This window comes from Phenylobacterium sp. (genome assembly GCF_036563285.1).
GTDB lineage: Bacteria > Pseudomonadota > Alphaproteobacteria > Caulobacterales > Caulobacteraceae > Phenylobacterium.
Window position 1 is genome coordinate 113,214 of sequence record NZ_DATCMR010000005.1, and the last position, 23,556, is coordinate 136,769.

22 protein-coding genes are annotated in these 23,556 nt (G+C 69.9%); 14 read left to right on the top strand and 8 right to left on the bottom strand.

Annotated features, from left to right (window positions below; genetic code table 11):
• Positions 1–70 precede the first annotated feature (70 nt).
• The gene (locus VIL76_RS03770) at positions 71–595 is read right to left on the bottom strand and encodes a DUF1993 domain-containing protein (RefSeq protein WP_332043657.1); all 525 of its coding nucleotides are present in this window, start codon (positions 593–595) and stop codon (positions 71–73) included.
• 315 nt (positions 596–910) lie between these two features.
• On the opposite strand from VIL76_RS03770, the gene VIL76_RS03775 reads away from it, so the two are divergent.
• From VIL76_RS03775 to VIL76_RS03785, 3 genes are all read left to right on the top strand, one after another.
• Complete coding sequence (locus VIL76_RS03775; RefSeq protein ID WP_332043658.1) at positions 911–2,446, top strand: MFS transporter; 1,536 nt, start codon at positions 911–913, stop codon at positions 2,444–2,446.
• Between the two features lie 73 nt (positions 2,447–2,519).
• Positions 2,520–4,466: a PAS domain-containing sensor histidine kinase gene (locus tag VIL76_RS03780; protein WP_332043659.1), complete on the top strand. Its 1,947-nt coding sequence runs from the start codon at positions 2,520–2,522 to the stop codon at positions 4,464–4,466.
• Positions 4,467–4,474: 8 nt separating this feature from the next.
• Complete coding sequence (locus VIL76_RS03785; RefSeq protein ID WP_332043660.1) at positions 4,475–4,807, top strand: MmcQ/YjbR family DNA-binding protein; 333 nt, start codon at positions 4,475–4,477, stop codon at positions 4,805–4,807.
• Here VIL76_RS03785 and VIL76_RS03790 read toward each other — a convergent pair.
• Entirely contained in the window at positions 4,791–5,114 is a 324-nt protein-coding gene (locus VIL76_RS03790; RefSeq protein WP_332043661.1) for a DUF1476 domain-containing protein, read from the bottom strand. The genes VIL76_RS03785 and VIL76_RS03790 overlap by 17 nt on opposite strands.
• A 220-nt stretch (positions 5,115–5,334) precedes the next feature.
• On the opposite strand from VIL76_RS03790, the gene purC reads away from it, so the two are divergent.
• From purC to VIL76_RS03820, 6 genes are read left to right on the top strand one after another with little or no spacing between them, the layout of a single operon-like run.
• Positions 5,335–6,090 carry a phosphoribosylaminoimidazolesuccinocarboxamide synthase gene (gene purC / locus VIL76_RS03795; RefSeq protein WP_332043662.1) on the top strand — a complete coding sequence of 252 codons (756 nt, stop codon included), beginning with the start codon at positions 5,335–5,337 and terminating at the stop codon, positions 6,088–6,090.
• The gene (gene purS / locus VIL76_RS03800) at positions 6,090–6,329 is read left to right on the top strand and encodes a phosphoribosylformylglycinamidine synthase subunit PurS (RefSeq protein WP_332043663.1); all 240 of its coding nucleotides are present in this window, start codon (positions 6,090–6,092) and stop codon (positions 6,327–6,329) included. The genes purC and purS overlap by 1 nt, the downstream gene beginning before the upstream one ends.
• Positions 6,326–6,694: a hypothetical protein gene (locus tag VIL76_RS03805; RefSeq protein ID WP_332043664.1), complete on the top strand. Its 369-nt coding sequence runs from the start codon at positions 6,326–6,328 to the stop codon at positions 6,692–6,694. Before purS ends, VIL76_RS03805 begins: the two co-directional genes overlap by 4 nt.
• Positions 6,695–6,743: 49 nt before the next feature.
• Positions 6,744–7,406 (top strand): phosphoribosylformylglycinamidine synthase subunit PurQ, encoded by a 663-nt coding sequence (purQ, locus tag VIL76_RS03810; protein ID WP_332043665.1) that lies wholly within the window; start codon positions 6,744–6,746, stop codon positions 7,404–7,406.
• A 40-nt stretch (positions 7,407–7,446) separates the two neighbouring features.
• Positions 7,447–9,366 (top strand): CocE/NonD family hydrolase, encoded by a 1,920-nt coding sequence (locus tag VIL76_RS03815; RefSeq protein ID WP_332043666.1) that lies wholly within the window; start codon positions 7,447–7,449, stop codon positions 9,364–9,366.
• 27 nt (positions 9,367–9,393) lie between these two features.
• Positions 9,394–10,833, top strand: a complete 1,440-nt coding sequence (locus VIL76_RS03820; protein WP_332043667.1) for an MFS transporter — start codon at positions 9,394–9,396, stop codon at positions 10,831–10,833.
• Here VIL76_RS03820 and VIL76_RS03825 read toward each other — a convergent pair.
• The 3 genes from VIL76_RS03825 to VIL76_RS03835 all read right to left on the bottom strand — a co-directional run bounded on the left by VIL76_RS03825 (position 10,830) and on the right by VIL76_RS03835 (position 14,304).
• Positions 10,830–12,899 carry a PBP1A family penicillin-binding protein gene (locus tag VIL76_RS03825; protein WP_332043668.1) on the bottom strand — a complete coding sequence of 690 codons (2,070 nt, stop codon included), beginning with the start codon at positions 12,897–12,899 and terminating at the stop codon, positions 10,830–10,832. The two genes, VIL76_RS03820 and VIL76_RS03825, sit on opposite strands and share 4 nt — an antisense overlap.
• A gap of 117 nt (positions 12,900–13,016) precedes the next feature.
• Positions 13,017–13,187 carry a hypothetical protein gene (locus tag VIL76_RS03830; RefSeq protein WP_332043669.1) on the bottom strand — a complete coding sequence of 57 codons (171 nt, stop codon included), beginning with the start codon at positions 13,185–13,187 and terminating at the stop codon, positions 13,017–13,019.
• Between the two features lie 79 nt (positions 13,188–13,266).
• Positions 13,267–14,304: an NADP-dependent oxidoreductase gene (locus VIL76_RS03835; RefSeq protein WP_332043670.1), complete on the bottom strand. Its 1,038-nt coding sequence runs from the start codon at positions 14,302–14,304 to the stop codon at positions 13,267–13,269.
• Positions 14,305–14,353: 49 nt separating this feature from the next.
• Here VIL76_RS03835 and purL point away from each other — a divergent pair, with 49 nt between their 5' ends.
• Together purL and VIL76_RS03845 are read left to right on the top strand one after the other, a co-directional pair.
• Entirely contained in the window at positions 14,354–16,555 is a 2,202-nt protein-coding gene (purL, locus tag VIL76_RS03840) for a phosphoribosylformylglycinamidine synthase subunit PurL (protein WP_414695408.1), read from the top strand.
• A complete protein-coding gene (locus tag VIL76_RS03845) occupies positions 16,552–17,682 on the top strand; it encodes an alanine racemase (protein WP_332043672.1) in 1,131 nt (376 codons plus the stop codon). Before purL ends, VIL76_RS03845 begins: the two co-directional genes overlap by 4 nt.
• Here the strand turns inward: VIL76_RS03845 and VIL76_RS03850 are convergent, their stop codons facing one another.
• The gene (locus tag VIL76_RS03850; protein ID WP_332043673.1) at positions 17,683–19,485 is read right to left on the bottom strand and encodes a PBP1A family penicillin-binding protein; all 1,803 of its coding nucleotides are present in this window, start codon (positions 19,483–19,485) and stop codon (positions 17,683–17,685) included.
• 153 nt (positions 19,486–19,638) lie between these two features.
• A complete protein-coding gene (locus VIL76_RS03855; protein WP_332043674.1) occupies positions 19,639–20,388 on the bottom strand; it encodes a class I SAM-dependent methyltransferase in 750 nt (249 codons plus the stop codon).
• Positions 20,389–20,495: 107 nt separating this feature from the next.
• On the opposite strand from VIL76_RS03855, the gene VIL76_RS03860 reads away from it, so the two are divergent.
• From VIL76_RS03860 to VIL76_RS03870, 3 genes are read left to right on the top strand one after another with little or no spacing between them, the layout of a single operon-like run.
• A complete protein-coding gene (locus VIL76_RS03860) occupies positions 20,496–21,407 on the top strand; it encodes an aminotransferase class IV (protein ID WP_332043675.1) in 912 nt (303 codons plus the stop codon).
• Positions 21,404–22,141, top strand: a complete 738-nt coding sequence (locus VIL76_RS03865; RefSeq protein WP_332043676.1) for a hypothetical protein — start codon at positions 21,404–21,406, stop codon at positions 22,139–22,141. Before VIL76_RS03860 ends, VIL76_RS03865 begins: the two co-directional genes overlap by 4 nt.
• A 53-nt stretch (positions 22,142–22,194) precedes the next feature.
• Positions 22,195–23,019 (top strand): hypothetical protein, encoded by an 825-nt coding sequence (locus VIL76_RS03870; protein ID WP_332043677.1) that lies wholly within the window; start codon positions 22,195–22,197, stop codon positions 23,017–23,019.
• Between the two features lie 6 nt (positions 23,020–23,025).
• Here VIL76_RS03870 and VIL76_RS03875 read toward each other — a convergent pair whose 3' ends face one another.
• Positions 23,026–23,511 (bottom strand): hypothetical protein, encoded by a 486-nt coding sequence (locus tag VIL76_RS03875; protein WP_332043678.1) that lies wholly within the window; start codon positions 23,509–23,511, stop codon positions 23,026–23,028.
• Positions 23,512–23,556 lie beyond the last annotated feature (45 nt).

Genomic DNA, 23,556 nt, shown 5'->3' on the forward strand with positions numbered 1-23,556 from the left:
TCAACGAACTCAGATAGGGGTTCCCAACAATGGGGTGCCGGTGGGCCGCCTGAGCGCGCCGCTGCCGGCGTTAGGCGGATGTCGCGGGCAGATCGCCGAGGAAGTCGCGCTTGCCCAGGCGCACGCCGCGCGCCCGCAGCAGGTCGTAGGCGGTCACGGCGTGGAAGTAGAAGTTCGGCAGGGCATAGCCGATGAGGAAGTTCTCAGCGGTAAAGTCGCGTTTCACGTCCTTAAATTCGAAACGGACCGGCTTACCGACGAAGCCGTCGATCTCGGCGGGGTCAACAGTCTCCAGGCCCATCCGGGCGGCGGCGACCTTCTCCCGGAGCTCGGCGAAGGTCGCCGGCGGCATCGCCAGACTCGGCGTGGCGAAGCCATCGCGGACGCTCTGGATCGCCCCGATGGAATGCTCCGCGGTGGACTTCACCTGATAGGTAAAGGGCAGCATGTCGGCGATCAGGCGCGCGGTGATGATCTCCTCGGCAGGCGTGTTCGTCTCTGCGCACCAGGCTTCGGCGCGGTCGACGAGCCGAGCAACGGAACCCAGGATCTGCAGGTACGGCGGGATGGTCGCGGCATGCAACGAGAAGGTCATCTAGTCTTCCTGTCCTGTGGCGAACCCAAGCTAGAGCGCGCCTGCACGCCGGCGCAATTGGCTCGGACTGTCCGTGCCTTTTTCAATTTATCTCCGGGACGACGCCTAGCGCTACGGTGGGGCGGGAAGCGATGGCGCCTTGTACTGCGGTAAGCCGGACCGACGGTCCGCAATTCGCCCCGATGCCAATGTCTCCTAGTGGCGCAAAGCCGCCTTCCAGTAAGCCCTCTTCCCCCTCCCGCATTCCCCGCCTAACCTCCCGCTCAAAACAGCCCTCCCGCCAAGGGAGGGCGCACACAGGGACGGGAACACGCCATGGCTCGTGCAGCGAAGGGCTCGGGGGGGACGCGTGCGCCGGCCTACACCCCAGGCTACAAGACCACCGTCCTGTCGCTCCTCGTGGTGGCCTACACCTTCAACTTCATCGACCGGACGATCATCTCGACGATCGGCCAGGCCATCAAGGTCGACCTGAAGCTGACCGACGCCCAGCTGGGCTGGCTGGGCGGGCTCTCCTTCGCCCTGCTCTACACCGCGCTGGGCATCCCGATCGCTAGGCTGGCCGAGCGCCGCAGCCGGGTGAACATCATCTCCGTCGCCATCGTGGTCTGGAGCGCCTTCACCGCGCTCTGCGGCACGGCCACCTCCTACGTCCAGCTGCTGCTCTTCCGGGTCGGCGTGGGCGTCGGCGAGGCGGGCCTGTCGCCGCCGGCCCACTCCCTGATCAGCGACTATTTCGAGCCCAAGAAGCGGGCCACGGCGCTGTCGATCTACTCGCTGGGCATCCCGCTGGGCACCATGTTCGGCGCGGTGGCCGGCGGCTGGATCGCCCAGAACGTCTCCTGGCAGGCGGCCTTCATGATCGTGGGCCTCCCCGGCGTGCTGGTGGCCATCGCCATCAAGCTGTTCGTCAAGGAGCCGCCGCGCGGCTGGAGCGACCGCCACGTGGCCGAGGGCGAGGCCGAGACCGCCGCGGCCCTGGGCCGCGAGGCCTCCGAGGCCGGGGCGCCGACCATGCCGGAGCCGGCCGCCAAGGTGAAGCCGCCGTCCATCATGTCGGTGGCCAAGCGCCTGTTCGGCTCCTGGGGCATGGCCAACATGGTGGCCGGCATCACCATCGCCAGCTTCGCGGGCTACGGCGTCGGCGCCTATGTGCCGCCCTACTTCCTGCGCCAGTTCCCGGCCGACCTGAACCTGGCCACCGTCGGCCTCTACGTGGGCCTGGTGGCCGGCATCTCCAACGGCGCCGGCACGCTGCTGGGCGGCTTCCTCACCGACCAGGCGGCCAAGCGCGGCACCCGCTGGTACGCGCTGGTGCCGGCCATCGGCCTGATCCTGGCGACGCCCATCTACATCTTCGCCTACACCCGCGATTCCTGGCAGCTGGCCTTCATGCTGCTGCTGATCCCGGGCGTGCTGCATTACACCTACCTGGGCCCCACCTTCGGGGTGGTGCAGAACGCCATGGACGTTCGCATGCGCGCCACGGCCGTGGCCGTGCTGTTCTTCGTGCTCAACCTGATCGCGCTCGGCTTCGGCCCTCCGTTCGCCGGCATGGTGATCGACGCCCTGGCGGGCAACGCCTACACCGCCGCCGGCGGCGTGGGCGCCTTCACCGCCGCCTGTCCGGGCGGGGTGGGACCGGCCGACGGGACCGCGGCCCAGGACGCGCTGTGCAAGTTCGCCATGGCCAAGGGCACCCGCGAGGGCATCGTCTGGAACCTGCTGATCTACGCCTGGGCCGGCGTCCACTACCTGCTGGCCGCCATCACCTTGCCAAAGGACATCATCCGCGCCCGCGCGGCGGCCGACGCCGGCGATGCGGCGGCCGCGGCGGAGGCCAGGGCCTAGAAAGCCGGACCGCTTTCCGCTTCAGTGCGTTCGGGTGGGGGTCGAACGCGTTCGACGGCGGGGATGAGTGGCCTTGAACAAGCCGGTGGCGCCTGCGCGCCATGACTTCCTGGAAGGCGGCGGCGAGATGGGCGAGCGGGTGCGCGCCCACGACTGGGCCGCCTCCCCGCTCGGGCCCGTGGAGGCCTGGCCCCAGTCGCTGAAGACCACCGTCTCCCTGCTGCTGAACTCCGGCCACCCGATGTTCGTGGCCTGGGGGCCGCAGCTCGGCTTCATCTACAACGACGCCTACGCCGTGATCCTCGGCGACAAGCACCCGGCCGCGCTGGGCCGCCGCTTCGAGGACATCTGGTCGGAGATCTGGGCCGACATCCTGCCGCTCGTGGAGGCCGCGCTCTCGGGCACGGCGACCTGGAGCGAGGACCTGCACCTGCGGATGAACCGCCACGGCTACTGGGAGGACACCTGGTGGACGTTCTCCTACTCCCCCGTGCGCGACGAGAGCGGGGCGGTGGGCGGCATGTTCTGCGCCTGCGCCGAGACCACGGCCAAGGTGGTGGGCGAGCGGCGGATCAACTTCCAGCTCGAGCTTTCCGAGCGCCTGAGGTCGCTGGGCGACGCGCGCGAGATCAAGCGCCAGGCCGCGGGCCTGCTCGTCCAGCACCTGGGCCTCAGCCGCGCCGGGTTCGCCGAGGTGGACGCGTCGGGCGAGTGGGTCACCGTCGAGGACGACCTTGGCCTGGGCGACCTGCCGGCCTTTTCCGGGCGGTTCCGCTTCGACGACTTCGGGCCGGGCCTGGTGGCGGCCCTGCGGCGGGGCGAGGTCACCCGCATCGCCGACGTCGGCGCCGACCCGCTCACCGCCGGCTCCGCCGCCGCGTTTCACGCGCTGGGCATCGTCGCCATCCTCAACGTGCCGCTGCTGCGCAACGGGCGGCTGGTGGCCATGCTTGGCGCTCACATGTCCCGCCCGCGGGCCTGGTCCGAGGAGGACCTCGCCGTGATGGAGGCCGTGGTCGAGCGCACCTGGAGCTCCGTCCAGCGCGCCCGCGCCGAGACCGCGCTCCGCGAAAACGAAGCCCGCCTGCGCCTGGTCCAGCAGGCCGGTCACATCGCCAGCTTCGACTACGACATGGTCACCGGCGTCATCCACCGCTCGCCGGAATACCTGCAGCTCCAAGGCCTCCCGCCCGAGCTGGGCGAGGTGGGGACCTACACCGACGCCTGGCTCGAGCGTATCCATCCCGATGACCGGGCCCGTGTCGCTGCGGGGTTCCAGGAGGACGCCGCCCGCGGCGGGTCCTACGACCGCGAGTACCGGATCGTGCGGCCCGACACCGGCGAGACCCGCTGGATCCACAACCGCGGCCGCATCGACGCCGACGAGACCGGCCGGCCCGTGCGCCTGCTCTCGGTGCAGACGGACGTCACCGAGCGCAAGCGCGACGAGGTGCGCCAGCGGCTGCTGATCCACGAGCTAAACCATCGGGTGAAGAACACGCTGGCCTCCATCCAGTCGATCGCCTCCCAGACCCTGCGCAACGCCGGCTCGCTGGAGCAGGCGCGCGAGGACTTCGAAAGCCGGCTGCTGGCCCTGTCGCGCACCCACGACATCCTCACCCGTCAGACCTGGGAGGGCGCGGACCTCGGGGAGATCGTGGCCGGCGCGGCCGAGCCCTATGGCGCCGAGCGGGTGCGGATCTCCGGCCCGCCCGCGCACCTGCCGCCGCAGACCGCCGTCTCCATCGCCATGGCGCTGCACGAGCTGGCCACCAACGCGGCCAAGTACGGCGCCCTGTCGACGCCCGGCGGCCACGTGGACATCGCCTGGACCTTCGAGGCCGGCGACCTGCGGCTGGTCTGGCGCGAGGTGGGCGGCCCGCCCGTGGCCCCGCCCACCCGCCGCGGCTTCGGCGCCCGGCTCATCGAGCGCGGCCTCGCCCGCGAACTGAACGGCGGGGCGGCGATCGAGTACGCGCCCACGGGCGTCGTCTGTACGATCGAGGCCCGGGTGGATTAGGCTCGGCCATGGCCAGCTTCGAGGACCTGCGCCGCTACGCGCTGACCCTGCCCGAGGTACGGGAGGTCCCCTGGTATGCCGAGACGACCCTGACGGCCCGCGGCAAGGGCTTCGCGTACAGCTGGCGCGGCCGTGCGCTCCTGCGGCTGGGCCGCGAACGCCTGGAGTTCCTGCTGGAAGTGAGGCCGGACACCTTCGGGAAGTTCGCCCTGCCCGGCGGCAACTGGGCCAGCGTGGACCTGGCGCACCTGGAGGAAGACGAATTGCAGGGCCTCGTCCGGGAGGCCTGGGCCGGCGTCGTGCCTAAGAAGCTCGCCCGGGGGCTTACTTCCCTTTCTTGACCTCGTCGCGGGCCTGGGCCAGCAGCTCGGCCATCTTCATCCGGACCTCGCCCTCGGTCACCGAGACGCCCGAGCCCTTCAGGTCCTCGAACACCTTGCGCAGCACGTCCTCGTCGCCCGGCAGCTCGAAATCCGACTTCACCACCGCCTGGGCGTATTCGTCGACGTGCTTGCCTTCCAGGCCCATCCGCTCGGCCGCCCAGCGTCCCAGCGCCCGGTTCCGACGCACGCCCGCCTTGAACTCCTGCTCGTTGTCCAGAGCGAACTTGCGTTCGAACCCACGTTCGCGGTCGTCAAAGGTGGACATCGGGTCTCCGGAAGCGTCGCTGACCGCGTGCACATATCCTCACGCGACGGCCGCCGCAATCGAAAGGCGGTGATGTTTGCGCGGAGGTCCCGCATCCGCTAATTTTGCCACGCCTCAAGGGAGCGAGAGGCCGAGTCGGACCCGCGCGCGAGGGATCAGCCGCGCGCGTTTTTCGTTTCGCCGACCGGTAAGCCCTCGCTCAAGGAAGGCTTTTACGCAGATGACCCGCCGGAAGAAGATCTACGAAGGCAAGGCCAAGATCCTCTACGAAGGGCCTGAGCCTGGCACCCTCATCCAGTACTTCAAGGACGACACCACCGCCTTCGACGCCACCAAGAAGGCCGTCCTGGAGGGCAAGGGTGTCATCAACAACCGCATCAGTGAGCACATCATGACGCGGTTGAACGGCATCGGCGTGCAGAACCATTTCATCAAACGATTGAACCTGCGTGAGCAGCTGATCCGCGAGGTGGAGATCATCCCCTTGGAGGTGGTCTGCCGTAACGTGGCGGCCGGCTCGCTGTCTAAGCGGTTCGGTCTGCCGGAGGGCCAGGCCCTGCCCCGCTCGATCATCGAGTTCTACCTGAAGGACGACAAGCTCCACGACCCGATGGTCGCCGAGGAGCACATCACCGCCTTCAACTGGGCCTCGACCCAGGAGATCGACGACATGATGGCCCTCACCCTGCGGGTGAACGACTTCCTGTCCGGCATGTTCGGGGCGGTCGGGATCACCCTCGTGGACTTCAAGATCGAGTTCGGCCGAATCTGGGAGAACGACTTCTCCCGGATCATCCTGGCCGACGAGATCAGCCCGGACAGCTGCCGCCTTTGGGACAGCCAGACCAACGAGAAGCTGGACAAGGACCGCTTCCGCCGCGACCTCGGCAACGTCATCGAGAGCTACACCGAGGTTGCGCGCCGTCTCGGGATCATGAAGGAGATGCCCACCGTGATTCAGGGGGGCCTCCACTAGTGCGCGCGAAGGTTCATGTGTTCCTGAAGCCAGGCGTCCTGGATGTGCAGGGCAAGGCGGTCGAGCAGGCCCTGCACGGGCTGGGCTGGGGCGGCGTGGAGCACGTCCGGGTCGGCAAGACGATCGAATTCGACCTGGCCGCCGGCGACCCAGCCTCCGCCGAGGCGGAGGTTAAGGCCATGTGCGAGAAGCTCTTGGCCAACACAGTCATCGAGAGCTACCGGGTCGAGGTGGCGTGAGGAGCCTCGCGCTCCTTCCCCTCCTCCTGCTCAGCGCCTGCGCGCCCCGGGAACAGGCGCCGGCCGCCCTGCCCCTGCTGAACTGCGAGCGCGGCTTCGAGACCCTCTCTGCCGAGATCGGCGCCAGTCCGTCCCTGAAGCAGGCGCCGAAGGAGCCCGGCGAACCCTACCGCTTCTACTCCGCCATCGAGGGCGGCACGTCCTATGTGGTGACCGAGCCCGGCGCGCCCGGGCACCCGGCGCTCCTAAAGCAGGAGAGCGTCGACGGGCGGATGACCAACTCCGGCTGTCCCTACGGCGACAAGGCTGGCTACGAGCAGGTGGTCGCCTACCTGCAGTCGCTGAGCGCGAGCCGCCGCAAGTGAGCCCGGCCAAGCTGGCGAAAGCGCCCGGCGCAGACTATGTGAGCGGCCCATGAAAGCCGCCGTCATCGTCTTCCCGGGCTCCAACTGCGACCGCGACTGCAAGGTGGCCATTGAGCGCTCCACGGGCGCCGAGGTCTCCATGGTCTGGCACAAGGAAACCGAGCTGCCCCAGGGGGTCGACCTGGTCGTCCTGCCCGGCGGCTTCTCCTACGGCGACTACCTGCGCTGCGGCGCCATGGCGGCGCTCTCGCCGATCATGCCCGAGGTGGTGGCCGCGGCCGAGCGCGGTGTGGCGACGGTGGGCATCTGCAACGGATTCCAGATCCTGTGCGAGGCCGGCCTGTTGCCCGGCGCCCTGCTGCGCAACGACCACCTGAAGTACAACTGCAAGCCCATAGAGCTCGAGGTCACCAACGCCCAAACCCGTTTCACCGCGGGCTACAAGGGCCGCCGGCAGGTGGCCATGACCGTCGGCAACGGCGAGGGCAACTTCTTCGCCGACGAAGCGACCCTCGACCGACTGGAGGGCGAGGGCCAGGTGGTGTTCCGCTACCTCGACAACCCGAACGGCTCGGCGCGCGACATCGCCGGCATCGTCAACGGCCGCGGCAATGTGCTCGGCATGATGCCCCACCCGGACCGCGCCTTCGAAGCCGAGCTTGGCTCCGCCGACGGGGCCATCCTCTTCCAGAGCGCGCTCGCCAGCGCCTGACCGGCTTGCGCACCACGGCGGCGCCATTAGGGTCGCGGCCATGAAGCTTCCTCTGCTCGCGGCGCTCGCCGGCGTCATCCTGACCGTCGCCCCGGCCCAGGCGCAGACCCCCACCTTCATCCCCGACATCGCCGCCAAGTTCGAGTGGCCGACATCGGCTTATGACTACGACAAGCGCGTGGTCATGGTCCCAATGCGCGACGGGGTGAAGCTCTACACCGTCATCGTCGTGCCCAAGGGTGCGAAGGACGCGCCGATCCTGCTGACGCGCACGCCCTACAACGCCAAGCGGGCGACGGAGCGGACCAATAGCCCCTACGCCTCGGCCACCGCGGGGCAGATGGACGAGCCGTTCCTCGCCGACGGCTACATCCGCGTCTACCAGGACGTCCGCGGCAAGTACCGGTCGGAGGGCGACTACGTCCTCAACCGGCCGCTGCGGGGTCCTCTCAACGCCACCAACGTCGACCACGCCACCGACGCCTACGACACCATCGACTGGCTGGTGAAGAACGTGAGGGAATCAAACGGTCGGGTGGGTGTGATCGGCTCGTCCTATCCGGGCTACACGGCCGCCATGGCGCTCATCGACCCGCACCCGGCGCTGAAGGCCGCCGTGCCGCAGAGCCCTATGATCGACGGCTGGATGGGCGACGACTGGTTCCAGAACGGCGCCTTCCGGCAGGTGAACTTCGACTGGTTCACCAGCCAGATGACCGTGAAGATGGAAGGCGACGACATCCCGCGCCGCAACTTCGACGACTACACGAACTTCCTTGAGGCGGGCTCGGCCGGGGAATACGCGCGGCGCAACGGGCTCGAGCAGATCCCCGCCTGGCGCAAGATCGCCGAGCACCCGGCCTACGACGCCTTCTGGCAGGGCCAGGCCCTGGACAAGATCCTGGCCGGCAAGCCGCTGAAGGTCCCCACCCTCTGGATGGGGGCGCTGTGGGATCAGGAGGACATCTACGGCGCGATCAACGCCTACAAGGCCACCGAGCCCAAGGACACCAACAACGACATGAACTTCCTGGCCCTGGGGCCGTGGCGCCACTCCGGGGCCAACTACGAGCAGCGCCAGCTCGGCCCGGTTCTCAAATTGCCCGGCGACACCGCCACCGAGTTCCGCCTGAAGGTGCTGAAGCCCTTCCTCGACCAGCACCTGAAGACCAATGGCCGCAAGGCCGAGATCGCACCGGTCACGATCTTCGAGACGGGGACCATGGAATGGAGGCGCTACGACCGCTACCCGCTCGCCTGCGCGGCTGGCTGCCAGGCGAAGATGACGCCGATCTATCTGCAGCCCGGCTTCGGCCTCGGCTTCCAGGCGCCGGCGGGCTCCGGCCTGGCGTTCGACGAATATGTCTCCGACCCGGCGAAGCCCGTGCCTTACGTGCCCCGGCCCGTGCGGTGGGACGATCCCGACCAGTGGCGCTACTGGCTGGTGTCCGACCAGCGGCACGCGGACGGCCGGCCGGATGTGCTGACCTATGTGTCCGAGCCGCTGACGGCGCCGGTCAAGATCGCCGGCGAGCCCGTCGCCAATATCTTCGCGTCCACCTCCGGCACGGACTCCGACTGGGTGGTGAAGCTGATCGATGTCCAGCCGGGGGTGGTCCCCTCCGACGTGCAGATGGGCGGCTACGAGCTTCCTGTCGCGCTGGAAATATTCCGCGGACGCTACCGCGATAGCTTCGAACGACCGTCACCGATCCCGGCCGGAAAGGTCCAGCGCTACCGCTTCGAGATGCCCCCCACCAACCACGTCTTCCTACCGGGTCACAGGATCATGGTGCAGGTCCAGTCGACGCTGTTCCCGCTCTACGACCGCAATCCCCAGACCTACGTTTCGAACATTTTCTTCGCCAAGCCCGGGGACTACCGTAAGGCCACGCAGCGCATCTACCGCGGCGGCGGCCAGGCGAGCTCGATCGAGCTGCCCGTCGTCCCGGTGAATTAGAACAACAAAAGCAACCCAGGGAGTTCGATGACCGCCACGACCGCCGACGCGCCCCCAGGCCACCTGACCGGCTTCGGGACCAAGGGCTACCGGAGCTACGTGCTCACGGCGCTGCTCATCATCTACATCCTGAACTTCATCGACCGCGGCCTGCTCTCGGTGGTGGCCCCGCAGATGAAGCCGGAGCTGGGGATTTCGGACACCGCGTTCGGCCTGCTCACGGGCTTCGGCTTCGCCCTGCTATACACCGTCGTCGGCATCCCGCTCGCCCAGTTCGCCGAGACCCGCCACCGGGTCTGGATCATGACTGTCTGTGTGGCCCTGTGGTCGCTGATGACCGCGCTCTGCGGCCTCGCAGCGCCCGTCACCATCGGCTCGATCACCCTCGGCGCCTTCTGGATCCTCCTGGCCTGCCGCGTGGGTGTGGGCATCGGCGAGGCTGGCTGCACGCCCCCCGCCAACTCCCTGATCGCCGACTACTACCCGCCGAAGAGCCGCTCGACGGCGCTGGGCTACTACGCCATGGGGGTGACACTCGGCGGGCTGTTGGCCAACCTGATCGGGGGGCCGGTCACCGACGCCTTCGGCTGGCGCACGGCGTTCTTCGTGCTCGGCGTGCCGGGCATCATCGTGGCCCTGCTCTTCAAGTTGACGGTCAAGGAGCCGCCGCGCGGCTACACCGATCCGCCGGGCGCCGTGCGCAAGGCCAACCCGAAGTTCTCCGAGGGCCTGAAGGAGCTGGCGTCGAAGCCATCCTTCTGGACCATGACGGTGGCGGCCACGATCGCCGCCTTCTGCGGCTACGGCATCGCGTCGTTCCAGTCGCTGTTCCTGAACCGCAGCTTCGGCCTCACCGCGGGCGAGGCCGCGGTGATGATCAACGCTCCGGTCGCGCTTGCGTCCGCCTTCGGCACCCTGGCCACCGGCTGGCTGGCCGAGAAGATGTCGAAGAAGAACCCCAACGCCATCGCCTGGCTGCCGGGGATTGGCCTGACGCTCTCGGTGCCGTTCTATTTCTGGGGCTTCACGACCGACAACCTGGTGTTCTGCGCCATCGGGCTCTGCATCGGCGGCGCCATCAAGTACGGCTACCTGGCGGCCCAGTACACCATCGGCCAGGGCGTGGTGTCGGCCCAGGTCCGCGCCGTTTCGACGGCCGTGATGCTCTTCGTGATCAACCTGCTGGGCTACGGCCTCGGACCCCTGTTCATCGGCGCGCTCAGCGACCTGCTCTTCAAGATGAAGGTGGCCGACCTCGGCGCCGCGGAGCTGACGCGCAAGATGTGCGAGGGCGCCGCCCGCAAGGCGCTCTCGGTGGACCTGCAGCAGGTCTGCTCCGTCGCCCACCCGGAGAGCCTGCAGCAGTCGATGCTGATCACCGCCTCGTTCTACGCGATCGGCGGGCTGTTCTTCTTCATCACCTGCCGCTGGCTGCAACGGGACATGGTGGCCAAGCCGAACGGCTAGGCGCCGGCCGGCTCCTCCGCAGGCTCCGGCTCGTCGGCGTCCGGCGCGGGCACGTCGAGCGCCTCGGGTCGGACCGGCGGCGGGGCGGCGACGGGGGGCGGCGTGTCGATCGGCGGCGGGGGCGGCGCGCCGGGCTCCAGCGGAGCCTCCGCGCCGAACTCGCCCGTCAGCGCCCCGCCCTCGGCGGGCGGGACGTCCAGCGGCTCGGTCGACAGGCCGCCAAAGTCGAACAGCTCTTCGGTCACCGGCGCCTCGGCCGGGGCCTTGAAGTCCTGGCGGCGCATGGCGAAGCCCATGAAGTCGCGCCAGATCTGCACCGGCAGGCTGCCGCCGGTCACCTTGCGCATCGGGGTGTTGTCGTCGTTGCCGACCCACACCCCCACCACAAGGTCGCCGGCGAAGCCCACGAAGTAGGCGTCGCGATAGTCCTGGCTGGTGCCGGTCTTGCCGTAGACGCCGGGGCCCAGGTTGGCTCCGACGCCGGTCCCGCGGGTCACCACCTCGCGCATCAGCACCAGCAGGCCGTCGCGCTCGCGCCGGCTCAGGGAGCGGCTGGGGGCTGCAACCTTCTGGGTCAGCACACCGTGGGGCTCGATCGGCGCGCGGCCGGCGGCGATTCCGGCGTAGGCCGCGGTCAGCTCCATGAGCGACATGGTCCCGGTGCCCAGCGCGATGGTGGCGTCGTTGGGCAGCGGCCGGTCGACGCCGAGGTCGCGGGCGGCCTGCACCACCTGGCCCACCCCCACCTGCTGCACCAGGCGCGCGGCCGCCACGTTGCTCGAGCGCGCGAACGCGTCGCGAAGGGTCACCGGACCGCCGGCATAGCGGCCCTCGTGGTTCTGCGGGCTCCAGCCGCCGATGGTCACCGGCGCGTCGACCACCAGGCTGTCAGGCGTCATGCCGCGCCGGAAGGCGGCCAGGTAGACGAAGGGCTTGAACGCCGAGCCCGGCTGGCGCTCGGCCTGGGTGGCGCGGTTGTACTGGCTCTTGCGATAGTCGACGCCGCCCACCAGCGCCACGACCCGGCCGTCGGTGCGCATGGCGACGAGGGCGGCCTCGCTGGCGCCCATCCCGCCGCCGGGGCCGGCCATCACGCGGGCCACCGCCTGCTGGGCGCGCAGCTGCAGCTGGCTGTCCAGCGTGGTCCAGACCTGCACCTCTCCGTAGGCGCGGCCGAACATCTCCTTCACCTGCGGCGAGATCCAGTCGGCGAAGTACGACCCCACCGGAAGCGACTTGCGTCCCTCCCGCAGCTTCACGGCGCGCAGGGCGCGGCGGGCGTCCGCCGGCTTGATCATCTCGGCGTCGACCATGGCGGCCAGCACCAGCTGCGCCCGCTTCCGGGCCGCGGCGAAATCCTCAGTGGGCGCGAGCTTGGTGGGCGCCTTGACGATGCCGGCCAGCATGGCCGCCTCGCCGAGCGAAAGCTGCTCCGGCGTCTTGTTGAAGTAGTGCCGGGCCGCCGCCCGCAGGCCATAGACCCCGTCGCCGAAATAGACGCTGGAGAGGTAGCGCGAGAGGATGTCGCGCTTCGACAGCCGCGCCTCCAGGTAGAGGGCGATGATCGCCTCCTGCGCCTTGCGCCTGAGGCTGCGCTCGTTGGAGAGGAAGGCGTTCTTCGCCAGCTGCTGGGTGATCGTAGAGCCGCCCTCCCGCACGCCGCCGCTCTTGGCGTTCTTCACGAACGCCCGGCCGATGGCCCGCGGGTCGAGGCCCATGTGCTTGTAGAACCGTCGGTCCTCGATGGCGATGAAGGCGCCGGGGACATAGGCCGGCAGCTTCTCCACCACGACCGGCGCCTCCTTGTAGGAGCCGCGCCTCGCGAAGGGCTTGCCGTCGGCCGTGATCAGCACCAGCGTCGGCGTCTCCAGCGGCGCGAGCGACCGGCCGAGCGGCAGGGCCCAGGTCAGCCACAGGAACATCAGCAGCACGAGACCTGCGGCGCCCAGGATCATCTGGACGCGGCGGATCATCCACCAGGGGCGCGGCTCGTCCGGCCCCGCCTGGGGCGGCGGCGCCCCGCCGGGGGGCGAGAAGGTCGGTCTGAAGGGTTCGGTCTGGTTCAAGCCCTCCCCTAACGGGGCTGGGGCTGCGCGGTTCTCATCACGGCTGCGTCAAATGCGAAAGAGGCCGGAGCGCGCCTTGAACGCTCCGGCCCCTCCCCTTGCGCTTGCGGCGACAGCCTAGTGCTTGCCGTCCCGCATCTGGCGGTTCTGCCCGTTCTGGTCCTTGCCGGACTGGCCGCCCTGGCCCTGGCCCTTCTGGCCCTTGTCCATCGGATGCTGCTGGCCGGCCTGCTGCTGCCCCTGCTGGGCCTGCATCTGGCGGCCGTCGTTGTTCTGCTGCTGAGCCATGGCTGATCCTCATCGTGGCGACGCTTCGTCAGCGCCAGGGGATGTGGGAGCAACCGGGCAGGCGGAGGGGATGTTCCCCTTAGTTTACAGCAACCTGGAGCGTAGGATCGGGGCTGACGCGGACCAGCATCTTGCCGAAGTTGCCGCCCTTGAGCATCTCGGCGAAGGCTTCGGGAAGCGCCTCCAGGCCCTCGCGGACGTCCTGCCGGTAGCGGACCTTGCCGGCCGCCACGGCCGGGCCGAGCTCGGCCAGCATGGCTTCGTGGTGGCTCTCCACGTAGTCGCCGACGAAGAGGTTCTGCACGGCGACCCCACGGGCCTCCGCGCGGGCGCGTTCCTTCGCGCCGGCGTCGCCGCCGTCGTCACCGTAGTGGGCGATCAGGCCGCAGATCGTCATCCGCGCGCCCGGGTTGAACAGCGGCAGCACGGCCTCGAACACGGGGCCGCCGACATTCTCGAAATAGACGTCCACGCCGCCCGGGCACGCGGCCTTCAGGTCTTGCGCGAAGGTGGGCGACAGGTGGGAGACGCAGGCGTCGAAGCCGAGTTCGTCGGTGACGTAGCGGACCTTCTCCTCCCGACCGGCGATCCCCACCACCTGCGCCCCGCGGAGCCTGGCGAGCTGGCCGGCGATCTGGCCGACGCCGCCCGAGGCCGCCGAGACCACCACCGTCTCGCCGGGCCTGGGGTCGCCCTGCAGGACCATGCCGGCGTAGGCGGTCAGGCCCAGCATCCCCAGCACGCCCACGGCGTAGGAGATCGGCCCCACTGCCGGATCGAGCCTGCGCGGGACCATGTAGCCGGGCCGCGGCACGCCCTCCCCCATCAGCCCGTACTCGGCCCAGCCGTTGGTGTTGAACACGAAATCTCCGGGCTCCAACCCCTCGATCCGGCTCTCCACCACCTGGCTCACGGTCCGCGCATGGCAGACGTCACCCGGCTTCTCCACGCCCCGGCGGCGGTAGCCCCACTGATACGGGTCCAGAGAGACGTAGATCGTCCGCGTCAGCGCCTGCCCGGGCCCCGGCTGCGGGATAGGCCCATCCCTGAGCTCGAAGGTCCTCGCGTCCGGCCAGGCGCCCACGGGACGGTCGGCCAGGGTCCAGTATCGGTTCATGGCGCACATCCTATCGCGCCTTCCGGAGAGTCCCGCTAGAAGGCGCGCCATGAGCGCCGCGCCTGAGAAGTCCCTCGCCGAGACCGCCGCCGAGTTCGGGCTGAAGCCCGAGGAATACGAGCGCATCAGGCTGCGGCTGAACCGGGACCCCAACCTCGTGGAGCTGGGCGTGTTCTCGGTGATGTGGTCCGAGCACTGCTCCTACAAATCCTCGAAGATCCACCTGGGCAAGTTCCCCACCAAGGGCCCGCGCGTCATCCAGGGCCCGGGCGAGAACGCCGGCGTCGTCGACATCGGCGACGGCCAGGCCTGCGTCTTCAAGATGGAGAGCCACAACCACCCGTCCTTCATCGAGCCCTACCAGGGGGCCGCGACAGGCGTGGGCGGGATCATGCGCGACGTCTTCACCATGGGCGCACGGCCGATCGCGCTGCTCAACGCGCTCAGGTTCGGCGATCCGAGCCATCCGAAGACCAGGCGCCTGGTGGCGGGTGTGGTCTCCGGCATCGGCGGCTACGGCAACTGCGTGGGCGTGCCGACCGTCGCCGGCGAGACCAACTTCCACCGCGGCTACGACGGCAATATCCTGGTCAACGCCATGTGCGTGGGCCTCGCCGACGCCGACAAGATTTTCTACTCAGCCGCGCCCGCCCCCGGCCTCCCGGTGGTCTATTTCGGCTCCAAGACGGGCCGCGACGGGATCCATGGAGCGACCATGGCCTCTGCGGAATTCGACGCGGACTCCGACGAGAAGCGCCCCACCGTGCAGGTCGGCGACCCCTTCGCCGAGAAGCTGCTGATCGAGGCGACGCTCGAGCTGATGGCGTCCGGCGCCGTGGCCGCGATCCAGGACATGGGCGCGGCGGGGCTGACCTCCTCCTCCGTCGAGATGGCCGGCAAGGGCGACGTCGGCATCGAACTCGACCTCGACGCCGTGCCCCAGCGCGAAGAGAACATGAGCGCCTATGAGATGATGCTGTCGGAGAGCCAGGAGCGGATGCTGGCGATCCTGAAGCCCGGCCGCGAGCCCGACGGCTACCGCATCTTCGAGAAGTGGGGCCTGGACGCCGCGGTGATCGGCTGGACCACGGACACCGGCCACATGGTGCTGAAGCACAAGGGCGAGGTGGTGTGCGACGTGCCGCTCGCGCCGCTGTTCGACGATGCGCCGCTCTATGACCGGCCCTGGGTCGCGCCGACGCTGCATCCGCGTCTGGCGCCACACGACGTGCCGCCGCCCGCGGACTACGGAGCGGCCATCCTGCAGCTGATGGGGGCGCCGGACATGGCCTCGAAGCGCTGGCTCTGGGAGCAGTACGACCGACACGTCATGGCCGACACTTTGGAAGACTCGGCCACGGGCGCCGACGCCGGTATCGTGCGCGTGCACGGCACGAACAAGGCCCTGGCGGTGTGCTCCGACGTCACGCCGCGCTACGTCCAGAACGACCCCTTCGAGGGCGGCAAGCAGGCTGTGGCCGAGGCCTGGCGCAACCTCACCGCGGTGGGCGCCCTGCCCATCGCCATCACCGACAACCTGAACTTCGGCAATCCCGAGCGGCCCGAGATCATGGGCCAGATCGTGCGCGCCACCGACGGCATGGCGGAGGCCTGCGCCTCGCTGGACTTCCCGGTCGTGAGCGGCAACGTCAGCCTTTACAACGAGACCAATGGCGCGGCCATTCCGCCGACCCCCACGGTGGGGGGCGTCGGCCTGCTGGAAGACAGCGCCCGCCACGCCGACTTCTCCTCGATGGAGCCCGGCGACACCCTGATCCTGATCGGCGAGACCAAGGGCGAGCTGGGCGCGTCCATGTACCTGCGCGAGTGCCTGGGCCGCGAGGACGGCGCGCCGCCCCCGGTGGACCTCGACCTGGAGCGCCAGACCGGCGACTTCGTCCGCACCCTCATCGCCTCCGGTCAGGTCACGGTGTGCCACGACCTCTCCGATGGCGGGCTCGCCGCGGCGGCGGCGGAGATGGCGCTGGCTTCGGCCGTCGGCGTCAGCCTGCGGGTGAAGTCGGAGGCGCACGCCCACGTCCTGCTCTTCGCCGAGGACCAGGCCCGCTACCTCGTCGCGACGTCGACCCCAGATCCGATCTTCACGGCCGCGACCAAGGCCGGCGTCCACGCCTCGGTGATCGGCGAGGCCGGCGGCGACAGCTTCTCCGCGCCCGGCTTGTTCGACATCCCGCTGCGCCAGCTGCGCGACGCCCACGAGGGCTGGATGCCGGCCTACATGGGCGGATGAGCGAGCCGCCGCATCTGGCGGACCTGCGCGCCTTGGTCGGCCAGCCCGGCTCGCGCGGCCGCATCCCGACGCCGGCCGCGGTGCTCGACCTCGACGCCTTCGAGCGCAACGTGGCGAAGATGCAGGCCCGCGCCGACGCCGCCCGGCTCGCGCTGCGGCCGCATGCCAAGTCGCACAAGTGCGCCGCCCTGGCCCGCATCCAACTGGACGCCGGCGCCGTCGGCGTCTGCTGCGCGAAGCTGGCGGAGGCCGAAGCCCTGGCGGCGGCCGGCATCCGGCGGATCCTGGTGACCTCGCCGATCGTCGGCGAGGCGCCGGCCCGGCGCGCAGCCCGCCTGGCCGCCGAGTTGGAGGACTTCCGCATTGTCCTCGATCATGTCGATGGCCCCGCGGAACTGGGCTCGGCGGCCGCGGCGCCGATCGGGGTGCTGATCGATGTTGACGTGGGCCTCGGCCGCACCGGCGTCTCCAACGTCGAGCAGGCGATAGAGGTGGCCCGCGCCATCGCCGCCCAGCCGAACCTCAAGCTGATCGGCGTGCAGGGCTACGGTGGACACTGGCAGCACATGGAAGGCGCGAACGCGCGGGCCTCGGCGGTCGCCGGCGGCATGGCGCGCCTGTCGGCCGTGGTCTCCGCGCTGCGCGACGCCGGCCACACGATCGGGGTGGTCACCGGCGGCGGCACTGGCAGCTTCGAGGCCGACGCCGCCCAGGGCGTGCTCAACGAGGTCCAGCCCGGCTCCTACGCCTTCATGGATCGGCAGTACCGCGACGCCCTGAAGGCCGATCCGGACGGCGCCTTCGAGCAGGCCCTGGCGATCGCCGCCACGGTGATCAGCACCAACCACCCGCGCTGGGTGACGGTCGACGCCGGGCTAAAGGCCTTCGCCACGGACGCCGGTCCGCCCATCCCGCTCGGGCTCGACGGGGCGGAGTACGGCTTCTTCGGCGACGAGCACGGCCGGCTAACCCGGCCCGGCGGACGGGACCTGGCCCGCGGCGACCGCATCGACTTCGTCCCGCCGCACGTGGATCCGACGCTCGACCGCTACGAGGTCATCCATCTGGTCCGCGGCGACGTGCTGGTCGATGTCGCGCGCATCGAGGCGCGCGGCGCGTCGCAATAACTAGCGGGCGGGGGCGGACGCCGTCTGGTTCGAGGCCGGGACGACGCTTGGCTCCTGCGGCGGCGGCGGGGGCGGCGCGGCTGGTCCGGCGGGGATCGGCACGACCGGCACGCGCTTCAGCGCGGTGGTCATGAAGGTGCGCCACATCTCGGCCGGCGCGGCTCCGCCGGTCATGCGCCCGACCGGCTTGGCGTCGTCGCGGCCGATCCAGGTGCAGCTGGCGAACCCGCCCGTGTAGCCGCAGAACCAGGCGTCCTTGTAGTCGCTGGTGGTGCCGGTCTTGCCGGCCAGGTCGTAGCCCGGGATCGCCGCCCGCGTGCCGGTGCCGGTCTTGATGACGCTGCGCAGCATGCGGTTGAGGTCGGACAGCGCCGGGTTGGCGATCACCGGCTGCCAGACGTGCGGCTTCTTCTGGAAGAGCACCTTGCCGCCCGAGCGGATCCGCTCGATCCCGTAGGCTTGCACCCGGTTGCCGCCGTTGGAAAAGGTGGCGTAGGCCTGGGTCATCTCCAGCGGCGAGACCAGAGTGGTGCCGAGCGCCATCGCCGGGTCGGTGTTCACAGTGGAGACGATCCCCAGCCGACGCGCGACAGCGGCCACGTTCTGCCGCCCCACCTCGTCGGCCACCCGCGCGGCGACGGTGTTCACCGAGCGGGCCACCGCCTGCTCCAGGGTGATGGGGCCGAGGAAGCCCTCGTCATAGTTCTTGGGCGACCAGTTGGCGATGGTGATCGGCTCGTCGACCACCGGCATGTCCGGCGTGCGGCCCTGCTCGAGCGCGGTGAGGTAGACGAACGGCTTCCAGGCTGAGCCGGCCTGGCGCCGGGCGTCCACCGCACGGTTGTAGGGCGCGCTGACGTGGCTCGTGCCGCCGACCAGCGCCCGCACCCGGCCGGCCCCGTCGATCGCCACCACTGCGGCCTGCGCCTGCGGGGCGTGCTTGCCGACCGTCGTCTTCGCCGCGTCCTGCGCCGCCCGCTCCAGCGCCAGGTCCAGCGTCGTCTCGACGATGACGTCCTGGCGCGGTTTGCCGGTGACCCTCAGGACCTCGCCGTCGATCCAGTCGATGAAGTACTGCGCGGCGTCCGTGGGCGACGTCTTGGCCACCTTTGGCGTCTGCTTCAGGGCCGTCTGCCGCTGCGCCTCGGTGATCACCCCCGCCTCGGCCATCGCGGCCAGCACCAGCCTCGTGCGCTCGGCGTTCTCCTGCGGGTTGTCAACTGGCGAGTAGTTGGTCGGCGACTTCATGATCGCCGCCAGCATCGCCGCCTCGCGGATGGAGAGCTTCGCCGGCGCCTTGTTGAAGTACCGCCGCGCCGCCGCCTCCAGGCCATAGGCGCCCTCCCCGAAGTTCACGCGGGAGAGGTAGAGCCCGAGGATCTGGTACTTGGTGTAGGTCCGCTCCAGCTGGACCGCGTAGGCCAGCTCCTTGGCCTTTCGCTCGGCGGTCTGGTCGAAGCCGATCGGGAAGAGGTTGCGCGCCAGCTGCTGGGTGATGGTCGAGCCGCCTTCGGCCAGCCGGCCCTTCTGCAGGTCCTTCACCAGCGCCCGGGCGATCCCGCGCGGGTCGACGCCGGTGTGCTCGTAGAACCGGCGATCCTCGATGGCGACGAAGGCCATCGGCACGTGCCGCGGGAGCTTGGTGACGTCCACCGGCGGGGCGTGCTTGCCCCCGCGGACGCCGATCACCGCCCCATTGCGGTCGAGGTAGGTCACCTGCGGCTCGCGCGTGATCGGCGGCAGTTTCGGCAGCTCGGGCGCGCTGAGGCTCAGCTGGCCGGCAAGGACGAGTTCCAGGACCACTTGGGCAGGCTCCACCACGACAGCGGCACGAAGACGCTATGCGCCTGGGACCTTTCTGTGGCGTGAGCCTGCCCGGGAAAACTTAAATCGCGGAAATGCGACGAGACGTGGCAGCTTGGCCACAGCTCCTGCACACGCCCTGCACGGGGTCTCCTAGGGCTTCCGGAACTTCAGCGCGAACTGGTCGGTCTTCCCGCGGATCGAGGGGTCGAAGACGTTGGCGGTCAGCGGGTCTCCCGACGATTTCAGCAACGGCAGCTCGCCCTCGTAGCGGAAGCCGGCGGCCTCCACCTCCTTGCGCACAATGGCGGGATCGATGCGGTGCAGGGTGTCGGCCGGCTCCAGCCCCGACCCCGCCTTCGCCGTATGGTCCACGATGACATAGGCGCCGCCGCGCTTCAGCGACTTGAAGATCTCGGCGTTGGCCTTGGCCGCGGTGTCCTTCGCGAACGGCTTCAGGTGCAGGTCGTGGTAGTTCTGGACGGTCAGGACCAGGTCCAACCCGTCCGGCAGGTCCATGGCCGCGAACGGCGCCGTCAGCGGCGTGACGTTCTTGTAGGCCGCCGCGACCGTCTTCTGGCTCTCGCCGTAGCTCGCCTGGTACTGGATGAACTCCGCCGGCTGATAGGCGTAGACGTGGCCGGTCGGCCCAACCGCGGCCGACAGGATGCGCGTGAAGTAGCCGCCGCCCATCACGAAATCGGCCACCTTCTGTCCCGGCCGCACGCCCGCCCAGGCCAGCAGCTCGCCGGGCTTGCGGACGGCGTCGCGCGAGGCCTCCGCCGCCGGCCGCGCCGGATCCTTCAGCGCCGCGGCAATCGGCGCCGGAACCGATTGCGCCCAGGCCGCGCCCGCGCTCAGCGCCAGCACCGCGAACGTCGTCACCACCATCTTGCGGGTCATTGCCGCCTCCCCTGGATCAATGTGCGCCGACCCTAGCACCGAGGCTCGGCCTTGGCAGGCGCCGCTTGGCCCCTCATCTTCAGCCGTTCGCCGCAAAAGGACCTCCGATGGCCGGCAGCCAGGATTTCGCCGCCGACCCGCGCAACGCGGCCGTGCTGGTCTACCTGAACGGCGACCTTGTCCCGCGAGAGGCGGCGAAGGTGTCGATCTTCGACGCCGGCTTCGGGCTCGGCGACGGGATCTGGGAGGGGCTCAGGCTGCACAAGCGGGCCCTGCTCTTCCTCGAGGCCCACCTCGACCGCCTCTTCGCTGGGGCCAAGGCCATCGCCCTTCCCCTGCCCTTCGACCGGGGGCGCCTCGTCGGCGAGCTGAAGCGCCTGCTCGACGCCAACGCCATGACCGACGGCGCCCACCTGCGGCTGATGGTGACGCGGGGCCTCAAGGCCTCGATCAACCAGGACCCTCGCCATGCGCTGGGCGAGCCCACCGTGGCGATCACCGCCGAGTACAAGGCGCCGCCGGCCGGCCAGGCGCGGGGCCTGCGGCTCGCCACCTCTTCGATCCGCACCTCCGGGCCGGAGATCTTCGACATGCGGATCAACTCGCACAGCCGCCTCAACCTCATCCGAGCCTTGCTGGAGGCCATGGGCGTCGGTTGCGACGAGGCGCTGATGCTCGACCCGCACGGGAACATCGCCAGCTGCAACGCCACGAACTTCTTCTGGGTGAAGGGCGGAACGGTGTTCACGTCCGGCGACCTCTACTGCTTCAACGGCATCACCCGCGGCAATGTCATCGAGGCCTGCCGCGCGGGCGCAGCGCCGCTGGAGCAGGGCGACTTCCCCCTCTCCCACCTGGCCGATGCCGACGAGGCCTTTGTCACCGGCACCATGGGCGGAGTCACCGCGGTCACGGATATCGACGGCCGCGCACTCAGCCCCGGCCCCATCACCGCCCGCCTCCGCGAAGCCTACGAGGCCATGAAGGACGCCGACGCCGCGGCGCATCCCCTCGTATGACCGTCCGCATCGCCATGTGGTCGGGCCCGCGCAACATCTCCACCGCCATGATGCGCGCCTTCGAGAACCGGCCCGACACCCAGGTCGTCGACGAGCCCTTCTACGCCGCCTACCTGGCGCAGACGGGGCTCGACCATCCGATGCGCGAAGAGGTGCTGGCGTCCCAGCCGACGGACTGGCGGGCCGTGGCCGCGAGCCTCACCGGGCCTTGCGAAGCGCCGGTCTTCTACCAGAAGCACATGGCCCACCACATGCTGCCCGCCTTCCGGCTCGACTGGATGGACGGCCTCACCCACGCCTTCCTGATCCGCCCGCCGGAGCAGGTGCTGGCCTCCTACACGGTGAAGCGCGAGGAGGTGGCGCTGGAGGACATCGGCTTCGTCCGCCAGGCCGAGCTCTTCGATTGGGTCGCCGAGCGCCTGGGCGGCCCGCCGCCTGTCGTGGAAGGGGCCGACGTGCTCGCCAACCCTCGCGGCACGCTGTCGGCGCTCTGCGCGGAGCTCGGCATCGGCTTCTTCGAAGCCATGCTCAGCTGGCCTGCCGGCCGCCGCGCGTCCGACGGTGTCTGGGCTCCGGCCTGGTACGACGCCGTCGAGCGCTCCACCGGCTTCGCGGCGGCCGGGAAGGTCGCCCGCTTCGAGGACCTCCCCGACCACCTCAAGCCCATCGCCGAGGCGGCCCGGCCCTACTACGAACGGCTGGAAAAGCATCGGCTGCGGCCCTCCGCCCCGTAGCCAAGGTCGCGGGCTTCGGCTTTATTGGATCTGCGTGTCAGCTAGGAGCTGAAGTGTACAAGCGTTCCATCCTGGGTGCGGCGGCCCTCGCCGCGCTCGCCGCCGGTGTGGCGCAGGCAGCGCCCGCCAGCGCGCCCGCGCCCGCGCTTGCCTGGGTGATCCAGCCCGCCGGCGCCGCCTGCAAGACGGAACTCGAACTGGCCGGCAAGTCGGGCGCCATCGTGCCCGTCACCCTGGTCTCGGACGGAGAGCGGACGGTGCTGCGCTTCGCCAAGGACGATTTGCCGGAGCGGGCCTTCCTGCCGATCCGCATCGACCAGAAGCCCTATTCCAACCTGATGCTGCGGACGGACAATCCGGCTGTCGGCGAGCTGGTCTTGTCGGCCGAGACGCAGGCCGCCCTGCGCAAGGGCTCGTCCCTGCAGGTCGCCTGGCTGTCGGAGGAGCCGGTGGGCGCTTCGTTGGCCGGCTCGGACCACGCCGTCCCGGACCTCGCCACCTGCGGCGCTCAGGCCGCCTCGCAGGAGCGCGCCCATCTGGCGGCCGAGTCGGAAGCGAAGGCCCGCGCCGATGCCGAAGCCCGGGAGCGCGCCCTTGCCGAGGCGCAGCTCGAAGCCGCCCGCGCTCAGGCCGCCGTCGCCGAAGCCCAGCGCCTCAAGCTCGAGGAGGACGCCGAGCGCCTGCGCGCCGAAGCCGACGCCGAGCGCCAGCGCATCGCCTACGAGGAGGCCCGCCTGCGCCGCGAGGAGCAGGAGGCCGACCGCCAGCGCGCCTACCAGGAGGCGCTGCGCCGCTACGGCTACGACCAGCCGCGCCAGAACGTTCCGGCTCCCCAGGCCTGGCCCCCGACGCCGAGGTACCCCTACCGCCGCTACTGAGGCCGCCTAGCCGCGGAACCAGCCGTCCGCGACGCAGCGGACGCCCCCGTGGCGCACCGTCACGGTGGTGGGCTTCCCCCAGCCGGGGACGTACCAGCGGGTCTTGCCGTCCAGCGTCACACCCACCACCCCAGGTCCCGTGAACTGGCAGACGCGGTAGTTCTCCGCTCGCTCCCACGGCCGCCTGTCCTCCGGCAGGGCTGCGCAATCGACGTGGCCGGTCTTCCGGGCGAACCGCACGCCGCCGTAGATGAACACCTTCAGCGGCCGCTTCCCCAGCATCCGCGCCTCCGGCGCCACGACCTCCGGACAGGGCGGCCCCTCGACCGCCCAGTCCCGCTTCATGGACTCCAGGTTCATCCAGGTCTCCAGGATGATGTAGCCGGGGATCGTCGAGAGCCCGGCCAGCATCAGGACCAGTCCGCCCACCTGCAAACCGCCGAGCCTCAGCGCCGGCCGCCACCGCCCACCCGTGCCGAAATCCATCGTCATAGGTAGGGTACATATGTAATTTATTACACGTGCAATAGGCGCGGT